The organism is Paramicrobacterium humi, from assembly GCF_900105715.1.
Classification (GTDB): Bacteria; Actinomycetota; Actinomycetes; order Actinomycetales; family Microbacteriaceae; genus Paramicrobacterium; species Paramicrobacterium humi.
Genome location: NZ_FNRY01000002.1, coordinates 93,673 through 110,741, shown reverse-complemented (window position 1 = coordinate 110,741; position 17,069 = coordinate 93,673). Strand labels below are relative to the sequence as shown.

General features: G+C 66.5%; 15 protein-coding genes and 1 tRNA gene. 6 read left to right on the top strand and 10 right to left on the bottom strand.

The window, feature by feature from the left end; translation table 11 throughout:
- Positions 1 to 105: 105 nt before the first annotated feature.
- The 4 genes from BLV49_RS15660 to BLV49_RS15645 are packed head-to-tail and all read left to right on the top strand — an operon-like array spanning position 106 to position 3,321.
- Positions 106 to 801: a phosphocholine cytidylyltransferase family protein gene (locus tag BLV49_RS15660; RefSeq protein ID WP_091187642.1), complete on the top strand. Its 696-nt coding sequence runs from the start codon at positions 106 to 108 to the stop codon at positions 799 to 801.
- 58 nt (positions 802 to 859) lie between these two features.
- Positions 860 to 1,678, top strand: coding sequence for an ABC transporter permease (locus tag BLV49_RS15655; RefSeq protein WP_091187640.1), 819 nt, complete (start codon positions 860 to 862; stop codon positions 1,676 to 1,678).
- Positions 1,678 to 2,415 (top strand): ABC transporter ATP-binding protein, encoded by a 738-nt coding sequence (locus BLV49_RS15650; RefSeq protein WP_091187637.1) that lies wholly within the window; start codon positions 1,678 to 1,680, stop codon positions 2,413 to 2,415. Before BLV49_RS15655 ends, BLV49_RS15650 begins: the two co-directional genes overlap by 1 nt.
- Positions 2,416 to 2,475: 60 nt before the next feature.
- Positions 2,476 to 3,321, top strand: coding sequence for a hypothetical protein (locus BLV49_RS15645; protein ID WP_091187635.1), 846 nt, complete (start codon positions 2,476 to 2,478; stop codon positions 3,319 to 3,321).
- Positions 3,322 to 3,328: 7 nt separating this feature from the next.
- On the opposite strand, the gene BLV49_RS15640 is transcribed toward BLV49_RS15645, so the two are convergent.
- The 5 genes from BLV49_RS15640 to BLV49_RS15620 all read right to left on the bottom strand — a co-directional run bounded on the left by BLV49_RS15640 (position 3,329) and on the right by BLV49_RS15620 (position 9,084).
- Positions 3,329 to 4,591 (bottom strand): CDP-glycerol glycerophosphotransferase family protein, encoded by a 1,263-nt coding sequence (locus tag BLV49_RS15640; protein WP_091187633.1) that lies wholly within the window; start codon positions 4,589 to 4,591, stop codon positions 3,329 to 3,331.
- Positions 4,592 to 4,649: 58 nt separating this feature from the next.
- Positions 4,650 to 5,540: a glycosyltransferase family 2 protein gene (locus BLV49_RS15635; protein ID WP_091187630.1), complete on the bottom strand. Its 891-nt coding sequence runs from the start codon at positions 5,538 to 5,540 to the stop codon at positions 4,650 to 4,652.
- Positions 5,527 to 6,342 carry a CDP-alcohol phosphatidyltransferase family protein gene (locus BLV49_RS15630; RefSeq protein ID WP_091187627.1) on the bottom strand — a complete coding sequence of 272 codons (816 nt, stop codon included), beginning with the start codon at positions 6,340 to 6,342 and terminating at the stop codon, positions 5,527 to 5,529. The genes BLV49_RS15635 and BLV49_RS15630 overlap by 14 nt, the downstream gene beginning before the upstream one ends.
- A complete protein-coding gene (locus tag BLV49_RS15625) occupies positions 6,323 to 7,411 on the bottom strand; it encodes a glycosyltransferase family 2 protein (RefSeq protein WP_091187624.1) in 1,089 nt (362 codons plus the stop codon). The genes BLV49_RS15630 and BLV49_RS15625 overlap by 20 nt, the downstream gene beginning before the upstream one ends.
- Positions 7,412 to 7,524: 113 nt before the next feature.
- Positions 7,525 to 9,084 (bottom strand): S1C family serine protease, encoded by a 1,560-nt coding sequence (locus tag BLV49_RS15620; RefSeq protein WP_091187621.1) that lies wholly within the window; start codon positions 9,082 to 9,084, stop codon positions 7,525 to 7,527.
- A 209-nt stretch (positions 9,085 to 9,293) separates the two neighbouring features.
- Here BLV49_RS15620 and BLV49_RS15615 point away from each other — a divergent pair, with 209 nt between their 5' ends.
- Positions 9,294 to 10,490 (top strand): aminotransferase class I/II-fold pyridoxal phosphate-dependent enzyme, encoded by a 1,197-nt coding sequence (locus BLV49_RS15615; protein ID WP_091187619.1) that lies wholly within the window; start codon positions 9,294 to 9,296, stop codon positions 10,488 to 10,490.
- A 6-nt stretch (positions 10,491 to 10,496) separates the two neighbouring features.
- On the opposite strand, the gene BLV49_RS15610 is transcribed toward BLV49_RS15615, so the two are convergent.
- Positions 10,497 to 11,312, bottom strand: a complete 816-nt coding sequence (locus BLV49_RS15610; protein WP_091187617.1) for a carbon-nitrogen hydrolase family protein — start codon at positions 11,310 to 11,312, stop codon at positions 10,497 to 10,499.
- Between the two features lie 184 nt (positions 11,313 to 11,496).
- Between BLV49_RS15610 and BLV49_RS15605 the strand changes: the two genes are divergently transcribed.
- Entirely contained in the window at positions 11,497 to 12,183 is a 687-nt protein-coding gene (locus tag BLV49_RS15605) for an SDR family oxidoreductase (RefSeq protein WP_091187614.1), read from the top strand.
- A gap of 50 nt (positions 12,184 to 12,233) precedes the next feature.
- Here BLV49_RS15605 and BLV49_RS15600 read toward each other — a convergent pair.
- The 4 genes from BLV49_RS15600 to BLV49_RS15585 all read right to left on the bottom strand — a co-directional run bounded on the left by BLV49_RS15600 (position 12,234) and on the right by BLV49_RS15585 (position 16,990).
- Positions 12,234 to 12,310 (bottom strand) — tRNA-Met (locus BLV49_RS15600).
- Positions 12,311 to 12,369: 59 nt separating this feature from the next.
- Entirely contained in the window at positions 12,370 to 12,780 is a 411-nt protein-coding gene (locus tag BLV49_RS15595) for a CHY zinc finger protein (protein ID WP_091187611.1), read from the bottom strand.
- A 12-nt stretch (positions 12,781 to 12,792) separates the two neighbouring features.
- Positions 12,793 to 15,702: a UPF0182 family membrane protein gene (locus tag BLV49_RS15590; RefSeq protein WP_091187608.1), complete on the bottom strand. Its 2,910-nt coding sequence runs from the start codon at positions 15,700 to 15,702 to the stop codon at positions 12,793 to 12,795.
- Positions 15,703 to 15,781: 79 nt separating this feature from the next.
- Positions 15,782 to 16,990, bottom strand: coding sequence for a YlbL family protein (locus BLV49_RS15585; RefSeq protein WP_342706645.1), 1,209 nt, complete (start codon positions 16,988 to 16,990; stop codon positions 15,782 to 15,784).
- Positions 16,991 to 17,069: the final 79 nt, after the last annotated feature.

The window sequence follows — 17,069 nt, the reverse complement described above, 5'->3', positions numbered from 1 at the left end:
GGCATAACGAGGTGTCAGCACATTGATCCACGGAGAAACACCGCGTGAACGCGTAGCGAGATCATCGCCAACTGTTTGCTCCGCCACACTACGTGAGGAGCCACTATGACCACCCAGGTCGTTATTCTTGCTGCGGGAATGGGCAGTCGACTCGGACGCTCGCTCCCCAAGCCGCTGACCGAGCTCAACGATGGCCGCACCATCATGCAGCAGCAGTTCGACAACATCCACCAGGCCTTCGGCAAGAACGTCAAGGTCACGATCGTGGTCGGGTACAAGCTCGAGCACATCATCGAGGCGTTCCCCGACGCGAACTTCGTCTACAACGAGCAGTACGACCAGACGAACACCTCGAAGAGCCTGCTGCGGGCGCTCAAGGCGTCATCGAACGGCGGCGTTCTCTGGATGAACGGCGACGTCGTCTTCGACCCGTCCGCGCTCGAGCGCGCCACGGCACTTGTCGCTCGGGACCAGTCGTTCGTCACCGTGAACACGTCGAAGGTCTCCGACGAGGAGGTCAAGTACACGACGAGCGCCGAGGGCTATATCAAGGAGCTCTCGAAGACGATCAAGACGGGCGCCCTCGGCGAAGCCGTCGGCATCAACTACATCTCGCGCGACGACAAGGCGGCGTTCATCCGTCAGCTGCAGCGCGTCGACGACCAGGACTACTTCGAGCGCGGCCTCGAGCTCGCGATCGAGAACGACAGCCTGCTCATCGAGCCGATGGACATCTCCGACCTGTACGCGGTCGAGGTCGACTTCGCCGAGGATCTGGAGCGAGCCAACCTGTTCGTCTAGCAGTCAGAGCTGCGGATGCCGGTACGTGCCATGCACGTGCCGGCATTCTTTTGCCGTTATGTTGGAGGCTGTGACTTCCGTTGCCGCCCCACGACCCGCGCGGTCATCAGCCGCGCGCTATCGGAGCGCACTCTGGTTGCTGACGAAGCGCGACTTGCGCGTGCGCTATTCCACAAGCGCGCTGGGCTATCTCTGGTCGATCATCGACCCGCTCATCATGGCGGGAATCTACTGGTTCGTCTTCACCCAGGTGTTCGACCGGGGTGCCGGGAAGATCGGCGAACAGCCGTACATCGTCTTCCTCCTCGCCGGCCTGCTCCCGTGGATGTGGTTCAACGGCGCGGTCTCCGACAGCACGCGAGCGTTCCTGCGCGAGGCGAAGCTCGTGCGCTCCACGTCGATCCCTCGCACGATCTGGGTCAATCGTCTCGTGCTCTCCAAGGGCATCGAGTTCATTGCGGCCATTCCCGTCCTCGCACTGTTCGCGATCGTGTACCACGCTCCCGTCAACGGGTATGCCCTGCTGTTTCCGGTCGGCATCCTCCTGCAGGCCGTGCTCACAACCGCCGTCGGGTTGATCGTCGCTCCCGCCGTCGTCTTCTTCCGCGATCTCGAGCGCGCCACCAAGCTGCTGCTGCGCTTCCTCTTCTACGCCTCCCCCATCGTGTACGGCATCACGAATCTTCCTGACAGCATCCGGACGATCGCCTCGTTCAATCCGCTCGCGGGGGTCATGTCGCTGTATCGTGCGGCGTTCTTCCCCGCTCAGCTCGACTGGTTCGCCGTCGGCGCGTCCGCTCTCGTATCCCTCGTCCTTCTCGGCATCGGCATTGCCCTGTTCCAACGGTCGGAACGCAGCGTGCTGAAGGAGCTGTGATGCCGGCATCCGTCATCTCCGTGCGTGATCTGGGCGTGCGCTTCCGCCGCAACCGGCGTGGTCGCCGTAGCTTCAAAGATCTGTTCGCGGGCAAGAACCGGCGCTCGCGTCCGGGCGAGTTCTGGGCCCTTCGCGGAGTGTCGTTCGAGGTCGAGGCGGGCGAGGCGATCGGCGTGGTCGGCCGGAACGGGCAGGGCAAGTCGACGTTGCTGAAGCTCGTAGCGGGCGTGCTGCTTCCCGATGAGGGCACAGTCTCCGTGCGGGACGGCGTCGCACCGCTCATCGAGATAACTGGCGGGTTCGTCAATGATCTGACGGTGCGCGACAACGTGTATCTGACGGCGGGCCTGCACGGCATGCCAAAACGGGAGATCGACCGGCGATTCGATGACATCATCGGTTTCGCGGAGATCGATGACTTCGTCGACACGCCGTACAAGCACCTGTCGAGCGGCATGAAGGTTCGCATCGCGTTCTCCGTGATCTCCCAGCTCGAGGAACCCATCATCCTCGTCGACGAAGTCCTCGCCGTGGGCGACAAGGGGTTCAAGGAGAAGTGCTACCGCCGCATCGACGAGATGCTCGAGGGCGGACGCACGCTCTTCTTCGTCTCGCACAACGAACGCGACCTGCGGCGGTTCTGCTCGCGCGGCCTCTACCTCGACAAGGGGAAACTCGTTCTGGATGCCGCCATCGACGAAGTGCTCGACCGGTACAACGACGATTACAACAGGTAGCGCGCAGGCAGCGCCCAGTCGGCTGCGAGAGACTTGACCGATGCTCGTCAAGGAGGCGCGATGACCGAGGAACAGCCCACGTCGACCCCTGTCATCGTCGATCCCGCGGCCGTGGAGCGCGCCGGTGCGGCCGAAGATCTGCCGCTGTGGCTGCGCAGCATCGAAAGGGTTCTCGCCGTTCAGCGTCCTGTCGTGATGGCGCACATTCGCGGCATCCGTCGTTCTCACCCGCACGCGACGCCAGAACAGCTCGTGCGCGTGCTCGAGCGGCGCTACCTCGCAGCGATCACCACGGGAGGCGCCGCGGTCGGAGCCACCGCCGCGGTCCCCGCGATCGGCACCGGGGTCGCGCTCGCGCTCGCGGCGACGGAGACGGTCGGGTTTCTGGAGAGCACCGCCCTGTTCGCGCAGTCCGTCGCGGAACTGCACGGGCTGCCGGTCTCGGACCCGGTGCGGGCGCGCGCCCTCGTGATGACGATGCTGCTGGGCCGCCCGGGGATGGAGCTCATTCGCCAGTTCACGGGCAAGACCCTGCATTCGGTTCCCGCGCGAGGAACGTTCTGGGGCGAGATGATCACCTCGACGCTTCCGCAGTTCGCTGTCGGCCCGTTCGCGGACGAGCTCAAGAAGCGCTTCATCAAGAAGCTCCTCGCGAGCCAGGGCACGTCACTCGTCGGCAAGGTGATCCCGTTCGGCATCGGCGCGGCGATCGGCGGCGTCGGCAATCACATAGCGGGTCGGGAAGTCGTCAAGAGCGCGCGCAGCGCCTTCGGACCGGCGCCGCTCAGGCTCGCGCCAGAGCTCGAGCCCCGTGACCGCTCCGCCCGCTCGGGGGCTGCGCAGCTTCGCGCACGTATTCCCGTCGTGCGCCGCGGCGGCCGAGAGCGCGACCACGACGAGGACTGAGCTGTCGTCAGTGCGGTGAGTCGGGTCGACGTCCCGCGAGATCGTCCGCGTGAAGCGCCGCGTACTTCTCCCACTCGTCCATCAGGTGCTGCACGGCGGCGTGGAATCGCTGCGTGGCAGCTCCCGGCGCGGTGTCACCGAAGTAGTGCTGCGACCAGAAGGCGATACGCTGCGTCGTCTCCGGGTCGTGCAGCAGGCGGTCGACGTGCTCGACGATCGCCCCCGCCTCGTCCGCATCGAGCCACTCGCACGCGGACAGATATCCGCCTTCGTCCACTTTCGCGGTCTCGCTCACGGGTCGCGTGACCATAAGCGCCTTCCCGGTCGCCAGACGGTCGTAGATCATCGCGGAGATGTCGACTATGGCCACATCCGCCGCTGCGATCTGCCAGCCGATCTCGGGTCCATTGTCGTAGACGTGCTTCGCGGACGGGTCGCTGCGGTTGGCCGCCGCGAGCATGTCGATGATCTGGCGATTGGCGGCGGCATATGCGCGGCTGACCACTCCGGATCGCGGGTGCGGGCGATAGATCACGCGATGCTCACCGGTCGCGAGCAGTGCGCGCACGAGAGCCACGCCGTGGCTCGCGACCGAGCCGTATGCGGCGGCCTCGCGGTCGCCCTCCCACGTCGGCGCGTAGAGCACGACGGTGCGATCGTCGGGCGTGTACGGCAGCTCTCCCGAGAAGTGGTCGGCTTGCGGCCGCCCGATGGGAATCGCGCGCTTGTCGAAGTCGTAGTCCCAGAGCGCCTTCTCGAGACGAGCGCGCGCCGCGTCCCCGGCGATCAAGGCGTAGTCGTATGCCTTGAACTGGTTCGTCGTCATGTACATCTTGTCGCTCTCACCGTGGTTGATGAAAACGTGCCAGCGCTGCCCGTACCGGAACATCTGGAAGTTCTTGGCATTCTGGTTGACGTAAAACACGATGCGGACGTCTTGCTTCGCGATCGTCTTCTCAAGGGAAGTGACGGTGCGCACGTACGTGACGGGAACCGGTGATTCGTCGAGAAGCCGAAGCGCCCCGGTCGAGCCGCGGCTCAGAATGACGACGGGCCAGGTCTTCGAGAGCTCGACGAGCGGCTTGTACCATTGCCGGATCTGATACAGGTTCACCTGCTCGTCGGCGAAATACACGGCGATCTTGAAGCGGCCCGGCTCGAGCGGAGGCTGCTGTCGGGTCTTCTGCCGGAGTGCCGCGTGCGCGCGTCGGTTGTCGATGAGCTTGCGCCCAAGTCGAAGGGCCTTTCGTGCGTCCCGCATCACATTCATCGCGCTTCAGGGTACCCAGAGCAGATAACGGTTTGCTTGGAGCGTCCTCACCGCAGAATCAGATCACGGGCGGCCGACCGGCGAGCGTCATGCGCCACACCGTCTTCCAGCGCAGCGGCCGTCGTGCTCCCGGGCTCGTGCGCCAGCCTTCCCGCCAGCCCGCGAACCAGACGCGCAGCACGTCGCGCTTGCGCCACCACCGCAGCAGCGTGATGCCGGTCCAGGCGCCGACGTAGAGCGGCTGCAGGACCAGCGGCAGGTTGCGGCGAGCGAGCCAGATGCGGTTGCGCGCGTTGAGTCGGTAGTACTCGGTGTGCCGTGTCGGATGCACGAACGGATGGTTCGCAACCAGGTTCCCGGCGTACCAGGCCCGACGGTCCTGGTCCCACACGCGCCAGGCGAGCTCGATGCCCTCATGCGCGTAGAAGTACTCCTCGCCCCAGCCGCCGCACGCGTCGAACACGCTCCGCGGCATCACAATGACGGCTTCGAGGCACGAGAAGATGTTGCTTGACCGGTGCCGGTCGCCCTTGCGGATCCTCGGAATCCAACGGCGCGGAGCGCGGCCGTCGACGGCGTCCTCGAGCCGGGGCTGCACGAGCCCGATGTCGGGACTTCGCCGCAGGATGCCGATGGCGTCGCTGAGGAAGTGATCGTCGGGCAGGGTCGCATCGTCATCGAGGAAGAAGATGTACTCCCCCGTCACTCGTGCGGCCCCGCGGTTCCGTCCCGCGGGGATGCCCAGGTTCTCGGGCAGGGCGAGAGCGCCGACGCCGTCGGGAAGGTCCTCGGGCTGCCAGCCGTTGCCCACGACGACGATGTTCGTGGTCACGTCCTTCTGCTCAAGCACGGAGCGGATGCCGGCGGCGAGCGCCTCCGGTCGATTCCCCTGGGTGAGAACGACGACGCCGATATCCGGCAGGTCGCTCGACGCGTCAGGCGCGGACACGTTTGGATGCCATGATCGCGACGAAGTGCCCGAAGAGCGTGAGGGTGGCGACGACGAGGAGGATGACGAGGACCCATCGCATCGCGACGAGGTCGCCCACGAAAAGGCCGACGATCGCCGCCGCGAAGATCACGATCGTCATCTCGACCGAGTGGAACATGCGGTGCAGCGGCACGACCTTCGCCGCTCGGCGCACCGTCGCGAGCAGCCCACCGGAGGGCGCCATCTCCGCCTCGGAATACGTGAGCTTGGGCGCTCCGAAGTTCGCGCGTGCCACGCGCACCATGTCGTTGAGCGCCTTGTTGAGCACGAGCACGAGCGCGAGCAGGGCGCCGAGCGTCGTCCACAGGTAGTCGCCGTCGGGCGTGAACGGGTAGCCGGCCGCGCGGATCGCGAGCGCGAGCGGGATGAGCGCCTCTGTCGAGTAGTGTCCGACCGCGTCGAGGAAGGCGCCTGCCGGCGATGACGTGCGCCGCCAGCGCGCGACCTCGCCATCACAGCAGTCGATGAGCATCTGCACTTGGCACATCACGAGAGCGAGGGCTGCTCCGGCGAATCCGGGAATGAGCAGGGATGCCGCGACGCACCAGCCGCTGAGGATCATGAGCCCCGTCACGCCGTTGGCGCTTATCGACGTGCGCAGGAGCAGCCAGGTCACGTACGGCGAGAGATCCCGCAAGTACAGGGAGGCCGTCCAGTGCTCGGCGTTCCGGCGCGAACGCACCTCGGGTGGCTGCGCGACGGCGCGCAGCTCGGCGAGCGAACGCGGCTTCGCGGGACGGTCATGGTGCGGGGTGGACACTCGAGCCGGAACCCTTCTCGTACTTCTGTGCAGCGATGTTGCTGGCGAGCAGCAGGAAACCGGGAATGAAGCCGATCCCCCAGCAAAAGTGTATGCACGGCAGCACGACAAGCAGCCAGCACCGCGCGCGAGGCGACAGATCCCCGCGCAGCGCGAATGCCGCGACGATGACGATGAGGGCGTACAGGGCCGGGATCGCGAAGCCCCAGAGCGCGAACGCGGGAGTCCCGATGGCCAGTTGCACGAGCCCGACGAGGCCGAGCAGCAGTCCGACCGTGACGGCGAGCACCATGACGGGTGGGGCGAAGTAGCGAAGCGTGTTCGGGCTCGGGAACCGGCGGCTCAGTTCGCCGCGCCACATGCCGGTCGAGAAGAACTGCCGAGCGAGCCGTGAGAGGCTTGGCCGCGGACGATAGACGACCCGCAGCTCCGGCGTGAACCACACGCCGCTTCCCGAGGATCGGATGCGCCGGTTGAGCTCCCAGTCCTGGCCGCGCTTGATGCGCTCGTCGAACATGCCGACCCGTTCGAGCACATCTCGACGGAAGACGCCGAGGTACACGGTGTCGGCGCGTCCTTCCTTCCCGCCCACGTGATGAGGAGTTCCGCCGAGTCCGACGCGAGATCCGTAAGCCGCGGCCACGGCGTCTTCGAAGGGCGTCGTGCCCTTGGCATCCATGATTCCACCGACGTTCCCCGCGCCCGTGCGCTGGATCGTCTCGACGGCGATGCGCGTGTAGTCCGGCGGCAGCACGGAGTGCGCATCAACGCGGACGACGATCGGGTACGCGGATGCCGTGATCGCGATGTTGAGCCCCGACGGCGTCGAACCGACGGGGTTCTCGAGCACGTGAATGCGCGAGTCTGCTCGCGAGAGCTCGTCGACGAGCTCGTTCGTGCCGTCGATCGAGGGTCCCACCGCGATCGAGACGTCGAAAGGGCCCGGATAGTCCTGGTTGAGCAGACTGGCAACGGCGGCGCGGACGTGCGTGACGTCGTTGAGAACGGGCATGACGTACGACACGCCTGGTAGTGCATCTGATGACGCACCCGACGTTGACGTTCCCATGTTCTCCACTCGACGCTGGATCGGCTTGAGCCTATCAGCAGGCTGTGCGCCGCAGCTGAGCCGCACGCGAATGTGCCCGCGCTTTGGGGGCGCGGGCACATGTCGCTGGAAGGTTATTCAGACAGCGATCCGAGCGTCACGTCGACCGTGTACTTCTGGCCGTTGCGCACGTACGTGATCGTCGCCTTGCTGCCCGCGGCCTCGGCGCGGACTTGAGCGGTGATGTCGACCTTGTTCGAGATCGGGGTGTCGTTGAACCGAGTGATGATGTCACCGGCGCGCAGCCCGGCGTCGGCCGCGGCTCCGCCGCTCGAGACTTCCTTGATGAGCGCGCCCGAGACCGTCGCGTTCTCGTCACTTGACGCGTCCATGACGCTCGCGCCGAGAAGACCGTGGGTCGCGTGGCCGTTCTCGATGATCTCGTCGGCGATCCGCTTGGCGATGTTCGACGGGATGGCGAAGCCGACGCCGATGCTGCCCGACTGGGATCCGCTGTCCGAGGACGAGCCGGCGCTCGCTATCGCGACGTTCACCCCGATGAGCTTTCCTTCGTCATCGACGAGGGCGCCGCCGGAGTTCCCGGGGTTGATCGCGGCATCCGTCTGGATCACCGAGAGGGAGATGTACCCGCCGCCCTTTGACTGGTTCTGGTCTTGCCCGGGAAGACCGAACTGGAACGGCGTCTCGTCGTCGCCCTGGTCGCCGGAGTTGTCAGGCACCGCCGACGACGCCACCGTGATGCTGCGGTTGAGCGCGCTGATGATGCCGTCCGTCACGGTTCCCGAGAGGCCGAGAGGCGCGCCGATCGCGACGGCAGCGTCACCGACGTTGATGTCTGATGAGTCGCCGAACGCCATCGGCGTCAGGTCGTTCACGTTCTCGAGCTTGATGACGGCGATGTCGTAGATCGGGTCGGTGCCGACGACCTTCGCCTTGTAGATGTTGCCCGCGTCGTCGGTGACCTGGATCACGGCGTCGGCGGTCTCGCCGTCGAGCGTGACGACGTGGTTGTTCGTCAGGACGTAGCCGTCCTTGCTGAGCACGATGCCCGAGCCGCTTCCCGCCGCTTGCGTGCCGCGCACCGAGATCGTCACGACGCTCGGGGCCGCTTTCGCGGCGATCGCGGTGGTCTTCGTGACGTCGTCGGTGTTGTTTATCGTCACAGAGGAGTTGCCGGCTTCGTTAGAGACCGGGGTGCCCTGCTGCATGCTGTCGATCACGGCGAACGCACCGGCCCCCGAGGCGCCGCCGACCACGGCGCCGATCGCGAGGCATGCGACTAGCAGGCCGGCGCTGGCGCGCTTCGGCTTGCGCTCCTTCGTCTTCTGCGCCGTGGGCGGCTGCGTGTGGCCGCCGCTGCCGTCGCTCGCCGTGTAGGGAGCGTACGGCGCGTAGCTGTTCGGCGCCTGCTGCGGCGGCAGCTGCTGCCCGAATGCGCCGGTCGGCTGTCCGGGGTGCGTGGCGGCGTTCGGCGTCTGCGAGTAGCCGGTGGTCGGCGCGCTCCACCCCTGCGGGAGGTCGGGTCGCGGAGGCACGGATGCCGCGCCGAACGACGTCGGCTGCTCGGGCTGCGTCGACGCCGACGACTCGTTCGCGGAGTCGTGGCGGGCGGCCGCGTCGGCGGAGTTGTCAGGTTCGGGGGCCGTCGGGCCGTTCGAAGGGTTCTCGTTCATGGTTTGTTCCTTCCAGACACCCCAAGTGTGCGTCGTGAAGCTATCGATCCCTCGTGCGCAGGCTATGACGAAGCTATGGCACCTCTGTTCCGACGCTGAGAATCGGCTATCGGAAGGCTAGTGGAGGCGACTGACCGTTGGCCGGGAGCACAGCCGCCCGTGAGCGGAGGCTGTAGTCCCGACTCGCCGGTTCGCGTTAGCCTCGAAGCATGGAGCAGCACGGAGCCTGGCGGCGCACGGCGGCAGGGGCGGGCCTGCTGAAGAGCGACGGAACGATAGCGGCGACGATCTTCGCCGAGATGAGCGCGCTTGCCGCCGCGACGGGTTCGATAAACCTGGGCCAGGGATTCCCTGACGAGGACGGTCCCGCCGGGGTGCTCGAGGTAGCGCTCGACGCGATCCGGCGCGGTGACAATCAGTACCCGCCCGGGCGCGGCATCCCGGACCTGCTCGACGCGATCGCCGAGCACCAGAAGCGCTTCTACGGCCTCGAGGTCGACGCCGGCACAGAGGTCCTCGTGACGGCGGGAGCGACGGAGGCTCTCGCTGCGACGCTCCTCGCTCTCGTCGAGCCCGGCGACGAAGTGCTCACGTTCGAGCCCTTCTATGACGCGTACGGCGGGCTCATCGCGCTCGCGGGCGGCACCCACACGACGGTTCCCCTCCCCTGGCCCGCGTTCCAGCCGGACCCCGAGCGACTGAGATCCGCGGTGACGGACAAGACTCGCGTCATCCTCGTCAACAACCCGCATAACCCGACAGGATCCGTCTTCACCCGTGAGACGCTCGAGCTCGTCGTCGAACTCGCTCACAAGCACGATGCGCTCATCGTCACAGACGAGGTGTACGAGCACCTCACCTTCGGCGTCGCCCACGTGCCGATCGCGACTCTGCCCGGCGCGACGGAGCGCACGATCACCATCTCCTCGGGCGGCAAGACGTTCAATACGACGGGCTGGAAGATCGGCTGGTTGACGGCCCCGGCGGAGCTCGTCACGGCAGTGCTGACAGTTAAGCAGTTCCTCACCTATGTCAGCGGCGGCCCGTTTCAGCCGGCGATCGCGGCCGGGCTTCGCCTGTCGGACTCGTTCTTCCGCGACCTCGCGGCGGATCTCACGCGCAAGCGCGACATCCTCTCGCGCGGGCTGCGTGGCGCCGGCTTCGAGATCTCGCACCCGCAGGGCTCGTATTTCATTGTGGCGGATGCCGCTTCGCAGGGTTTCGCCGACGCCGTCGAATTCTGCCGGAGTCTGCCGGAGCGCGCCGGCGTGGTCGGTGTGCCGATCTCGGCGTTCGTGAGCGAGCAGCACGCAGCCGAATACGCGTCACTCGTGCGGTTCGCGTTCTGCAAGCAGGAGCCCGTCCTCGAGCGCGCCGCCGCGCAGCTTGCGGCCTCCGCGCGGTGAGTGCGGCTATCCGCGCTCGACGATGCTGAAGCGCCTGAGCTGCAGCGCCGGGTTCACGGCGCGCGTCTCGGTGAGGTTGGCCCGCGAGACGAAGGCGACGGCCACGTCGGTCTGCGTTCCGAGCGTCGCAAGCGGAACGCCGGCCGGGTCAACGACCATGCTGTTTCCCGCGCCGATCGACGGCGGGTGGTCGGCGCCGGCGACGTACACGGTGTTCTCGATCGCCCGTGCCGTCAGCAGGGTGCGCCAGTGGTGTTCCTTGAGCGGCCCGCGCACCCACTCGGCGGGCACGAGCACGACGTCGGCGCCGGCGTCCACGATGCGCCGCGTCACTTCGGGGAAGCGGATGTCGTAGCACGTCTGAAGACCGAAGCGCAGGCCGCCGGCCTCGAAGGTCTGCGGGTCGTCGAGGGCGCCGGGGACTACCCAGTCGCTCTCCTTCTGGCCGAACGCGTCGTAGAGGTGCTGCTTGCGGTACGTGGCGATCGTCTCCTCGGCCGGGCCGACGGCGACGACGGTGTTCGAGAAGCGGTGCGGCTCGTCGGTGGACTCGACGAGGCCCGCGACGATGTAGACGTTGAGCTCTGCCGCGAGTGCCTCGAGCGAGCGAACGAACGGGCCGTCGAGGGACTGCGCGTGGCGTGCGAACGAGTCGTCCATGGGGTTCACGAAGTAGCTCGAGTACTCGGGAAACACGATGACGGACGCGCCCCGCTCGGCCGCGCTGGTCGCGAGCGAGCGGATGGAGGCGAGGTTGGCGTCCGTGTCGGGCGTCGGCGCGAACTGTGCCACGGCGACGCCGATGGGCTCGTGCAGTGTCATACCGCCAGCCTATGCGGCCAAGGGACGCGGCGATAGGCGCACCGTCGTCGCCGCGTCCGCCGGGCTCCGACGCTGTGGAATAACGCGCCACGCGAGTCGTTGACCGACTGTAGGGGCCGTTCCGCGACAGCCGTGCGGGAAGGCACAACGATGCGACGTTCGCGCGTCGCCCAAGGAGGTTCACATGGCACAGGACAACCGCGTGGTCATCATCGGAGGGCATGGCAAGGTCGCTCTCCTCGCCGCGCCGGAACTCGTGAACGCAGGGTTCACGGTGTCGTCCCTCATTCGCAATCCTGAGCACAGTGACGACGTGAGCGCCGCGGGAGCGCAGCCTGTCGTTCTCGACATCGAGAATGCCGACGTCGACGCCCTCGCCCACGAGTTCTCCGGCGCGGCCGCCATCGTCTTCTCCGCCGGAGCCGGCGGCGGCAACCCGGCCCGCACCCGGGCAGTGGACTTCGACGCGGCCACTCGTTCCATGCGCGCGGCGGCGCAGGCCGGCGTCCCTCGATTCGTCATGGTCTCGTATGCGCGTGCAGGGGTCGACATCGACAGCCTCGACGAAAGGAACTCTTTCTACGCGTACGCGCAGGCGAAGCACGACGCGGACGCGGAGCTGCGCGCCACCGATCTCGACTACACGATCCTCGGGCCGGGGCGCCTGACGCTCGATGCTGCGACGGGACGCATTCAGCTCGCCGATGCGTCGGGAGACGTGCCCGATCAGGGGTTCGCTGACGATGAGAAGGTCACGTCGCGCGGCAACGTGGCGCAGGTCATCGCCCACGTGCTCGCGCACGACGCCGCGATTCGGGAGACCGTCAACTTCTATGACGGGGCCACGCCGATCGCGGACGCGATCCGCTGAACCCGAACGAAGCGAAATGCCCGGTCTCGAGGAGACCGGGCATTTCCGTTTGGTTGCGGGGGCAGGATTTGAACCTACGACCTCTGGGTTATGAGCCCAGCGAGCTACCGAACTGCTCCACCCCGCGGCACAAGTAAAGACTTTACCAGAGCAATCGGCGGAGCCCAAATCGTCGTGAGCGTCGTGTCAGAGCTCGAAGTACAAGTGGGCGTGCAAGCGGCATCCGGGGTTGAATCCGGCACCGCACGCGGGACACTCGTCGGCGGCACGGTATTCGCTGATAGTCAGCTCATGGCGGCACACGCCGCAGAGAATCGCTCGTTCGTCGCGACGGTCCTGGGGCCAGACGGTCGCCGCGTGCCCGGCGAATTGCTCGTGGCACGCGTGACACGGATAGTACTCGCGGCAGCACGCGAAGCGGATCGCGACGACGTCGAGCGCGCTCGCGTAGTGGATGCACCGCGTCTGCGCGTCCACGACGGCGCCGTGCACCCGAAGTGCGCGGCCCGGTTCGGTCGGCTCGCCGGCTTGCTCGATCCTTCCGTCGCTGAACGCAGCGGTGCCGCCCGACGCTTGAGCATCGAGCGGCACCGTCATCGTTCGTCCGGCCTACTTCTGCTCGTCGGCCTTGAGCAGGTCGAGAGCCTTCTGCACGGCCTCGCTCAGCTGCTTGTCCGCCTCGCCGTATGCGGCCCAGTCGCCGGCTTCGAGAGCCGCCTTCTTCGCCGCCATGGCCTTCTGAGCGTCCGAGAGCGCTTGCGAGAGATCGGAGTCGACGGGAGCGTTCGTGTCCGGGTTCTCCGTCTTGCCATCGCCGCCGGACGGGGGCGTGCTCGGCGTCTCGTTCGAATTGTCGACGCCCGTGTCGCCCGCTTGGGCGCCGGAGTCTCCGCCGAACAGCTGGTCGAGGGCCTCATCAAGGGTGTCTTCGAAGGCGATCTTGTCTCCGAAGCTCACGAGCACCTTCTGAAGCAGCGGGTAACTCGTCTCTCCGGTGGACTTCACGTAAACCGGCTGCACGTACAGCAGGCCGCCGCCGACGGGAAGCGTCAGCAGGTTGCCGTTGAGCACCTCGGTCTGCCCCTGCTTCAGGATGTTGATGAGGTTCGAGACCGCCGTGTCGGAGTTGAAGGCGTTCTGCACCTGGCCGGGGCCGGGCACCGTCGTGTCCTTCGGCAGTCGCAGCAGAGTGAGGGCGCCGTAGCTGTCGGCGATCGTGCCCTTGTCGGAGCCGGCATTCGCGTTCGCGGCAAGGTAACCCGAGAGGACGCTCGAGGCTCCCCCACCGCCGGGGATGAACGTCGTGTAGAGCGAGTACGACGGCGTCTTCTCCCCCGGCATCTGCATCGACAGGTAGTACGGCGGCTGGAGCGCCGAGCTGCCCTCGGACGCCTGCGGGTCGGCGGGCGTCTTCCACAGGTCGGAGTCGGAGTACCACTTGTCGGCGTCCGTCACGTGGTAGCGCTGCAGCACGTCGCGCTGCACCTTGAAGAGGTCCTCCGGGTAGCGCACGTGCGACATGAGGTCGCCGCTCATGGCCGAGATGGGCTTGAGCGTCGACGGGAAGATCTTCTGCCAGGTCTGCAGGATCGGGTCGTTCGTGTCCCACGCGTAGAGCGTGACGGAGCCGTCGTACGCGTCGACCGTCGCCTTCACGGAGTTCCGCATGTAGTTGATGTCGTCGAGAAGGAACGACTGCCCGTTCGCGTTGTTCGAGATCGCGGAGCTCAAGCTCTCGGTGTGCGAGTACGGGTACGAGTTTGACGTCGTGTAGCCGTCCACGATCCAAACGATGCGACCGTCGACGACCGACGGGTACACGTCGGAGTCGAGGGTCAGGTACGGTGCGACCTTCGAGACGCGCTTCTGCGGGTTGCGCTCGTACAGGATCTGCGAGTCGGAGTTCACGTTGTCGGAGAGGAAGATCTGCTCCGACTGGAACTTCAGCGCGTAGACGAGCTTGTTGAAGACATTGTCGAGCTTGGGCCCGCCGTCGCCGTCGTACGTCGTGTACGTCTCGCCGGACTCGCCCGACGGGTAGTCGAGCTCCACGGGCTTCGAGCCCTCCGGCGCGCCGACAATCGAGTACTCGGGCGAGTTCTCGCCGAAGTAGACGCGTGGCTCGAAGTTGCCGAGAACACCCGTCGACGGGATGCCGGACTGCATGAACACGGGCTCGCCGTCGCTTGACCGCTTGTTGCCGTAGGCCGCGACGAGTCCGTAGCCGTGCGTGTAGACGAGGGTGCTGTTCACCCAGCTCAAGTCGGCCTTGACGCCTTCCTGGTTCATCTCGCGCACAGCGACGACGGCATCCTGAACGTCACCGTCGATGTTGTAGCGGTCGACGTCGAGCTCGGGCGCGAACCGGTAGTAGGTCTTGAAGCGCTCGAGCTGCGTAACCGTCGAGCTGATCAGGTCCGGATCCATGATTCGGATGGATGCCGTCGTCTCGGCGTCGGCGCGCAGGGCGCCGGGCTCGGCATCCGTCGTCGCGTCGTACGCGACTTCCTTGACGTCGGACACCCCGAACGCCTCGCGCGTCATGTCGATGTTCCTGTCGATGTAAGGCTGCTCGAGCGAGCGCTCGTTCGGGTCGACCTGGAACTTCTGCACGACCCACGGGTACACGCTGCCGATCAGGAGCGCGGAGACGAGCAGCAGCGCCGTGCCCACGATGGGCATACGCCAGCGGCCGATGAACGCGGTCACGAAGAACAGGATCGCGACGACGAGAGCGATGCCGGCGAGGATCGCGCGCGTGGGAATCGTCGCGTTCACGTCGGTGTAGCTCGCGCCCGTGATGAGCGAACCGGTTTGCGTCAGGGTCACGTACTGGTCGAGCCAGATGCTCACGGCCTGCAGGAGCAAGTACACTCCGGCGATCACGGCGATCTGGATGCGCGCCGACTTCGAGATGCGCAGCTCGCGGCCGATCAGCTGGATCGACCCGTAGAGGAAGGTCACCGCGGCGGTCGCGATGAGCGCGAGAAGCACGACGGCAGAGGCGAACGCGAGCACGGAGCGGTAGAACGGCAGCTCGAACAGGTAGAACGAGAGGTCGAAGCCGAACTGCGGGTCGGTCGTGCCCGTCGGAGTTCGGTTGAGCCACATGAGAGTCGTCTCCCAGCGCGTGGCCGCGGAGAAGCCGGCGAAGAGGCCCAGCAGCACGGGGATTCCCCACATGCCGAGGCGACGCAGCGGTTCGACGAGCTCCTGGTAGCGGTCGAGCTGCGAGTTCAGCTTCGCGTACACCGGGCGCAGCCGGTAGGCGAGCTGCAGGCAGCCCCACACGGGAACAGCCATGCCGAGGAATCCGATGATGAACATCACCACGGTCGCGATCCACTGGGTGGTCAGCACGTTCGTGTAGCCGAGCTGGTTGAACCAGAGGAAGTCGGTGTAGAAGCTCGTGAAGATGAAGAACAGCACAACAAGAACACCGACCGCGATAAGGGTTATCGCCAGAGGAGCTCTTCTTCGCTGAACGGGTTGCTGCGGCCGGGCCGTGGCTGATGACATTGATGTGCCTCTTCAGTGTCGGGGTCGAACGTCAATCCTACGGATGATTGCTGTGAAGCGCAGACGCCGCCGTCTCACGTCATGACTTGCACGAGGGCAGGGCGTCGAGATCGCCGTCGTCGGCGAGCGCGTGCAGCACCGCGAGCGAGTCGTCGAGGGTCTTGACGCTGAAGACGCGGATGCCGTCAGGCACATGCCCGACGACCTCGCCGCAGTTGTCGGCCGGGGCGAGGAAGTAGTCGGCGCCGGCGTCACGCGCGCCGTACAGCTTCTGCCGGATCCCACCGATCGGGCCGACGTCTCCTTCGGCGTCGATGGTTCCCGTGCCGGCGACGGCCGCGTCGCCCGCGAGCGCGCCGGGAGTGAGCTTGTCGATTATTCCGAGAGCGAACATCATGCCGGCGCTCGGTCCGCCGACATCGTCGAGCTTGATCGCGACGTGGAAGGGGAAGTCGTAGGTCTCCGTGGTCTGGATGCCGATGACGAAGCCGGAGGTTCCGTCGCTGTACGTGGCCTTCGTGGGCGTCACCGACACTGTCGCGCTCGCGCCGTCCCTGAGCACGGTGAGCGTGAGCGGCTTCTCACCGTTCTTCGCGATGACGTCGCGCAGCTGCGTCACGTCGCCAACAGGCGCGCCCCCTGCGGCGGTGATCTCGTCGCCGACCTGCAGCTCGCCGTCGGCCGGTGTGTCGGCGATCACGTTTCCCACCGTGAGCGCCGAATCGAACGGGATATCGAGTTGCGTGAGCGCCGCCGCAACGGCATCCTGCTGGGAATTCACCATCATGAGCTGCGATTCCTCGTCCTGCTCCTTCACGGTGGTGCCGTCGGGAAAGTACGTGCTCATGGGAACGACGGCCTGGCTCGGGTCGAACCACGCGACGGCGATCTGGAACCAGCTCGGCGAGCGGTCGGGGGTCCCGACGACGCTCACGGTGAGCATGTCGAGCGTCTTGCTCACGTCGTACGTCTTCGCACCCTCGATGTCGATGAGCGGCTGGGTTCCGTCGTCGGTCTTCGTCGTGCTGAGGACGTTGAACACGGGTCCGGGGACCTGCACGACGTACGGGGTCGGCGACAACGCGAGAACGCCGAGGATGACGAAGGCGACGGCGAGGCTGATCCAGCCGGCGACGACGCGCCGGGGCCGCGGAGGACGCGGCGCGGCGGGCTCGAACAGCGGCTCCGAGAGCGGGGACGGCGACTCGTGATGATCGTCGTTCGGCAGCGTCACGCGGATCCCTTCCCGGATGTTCGCGACGGGCGGACGGCGAGCTGCCCTGACCACGACGAACCTCAAGCTTCAGGCACTAGCGTAGAGCCGCAAGACCGTCGCTCGCTGAAAGGTGGCTGAAGTGCCAGACGAC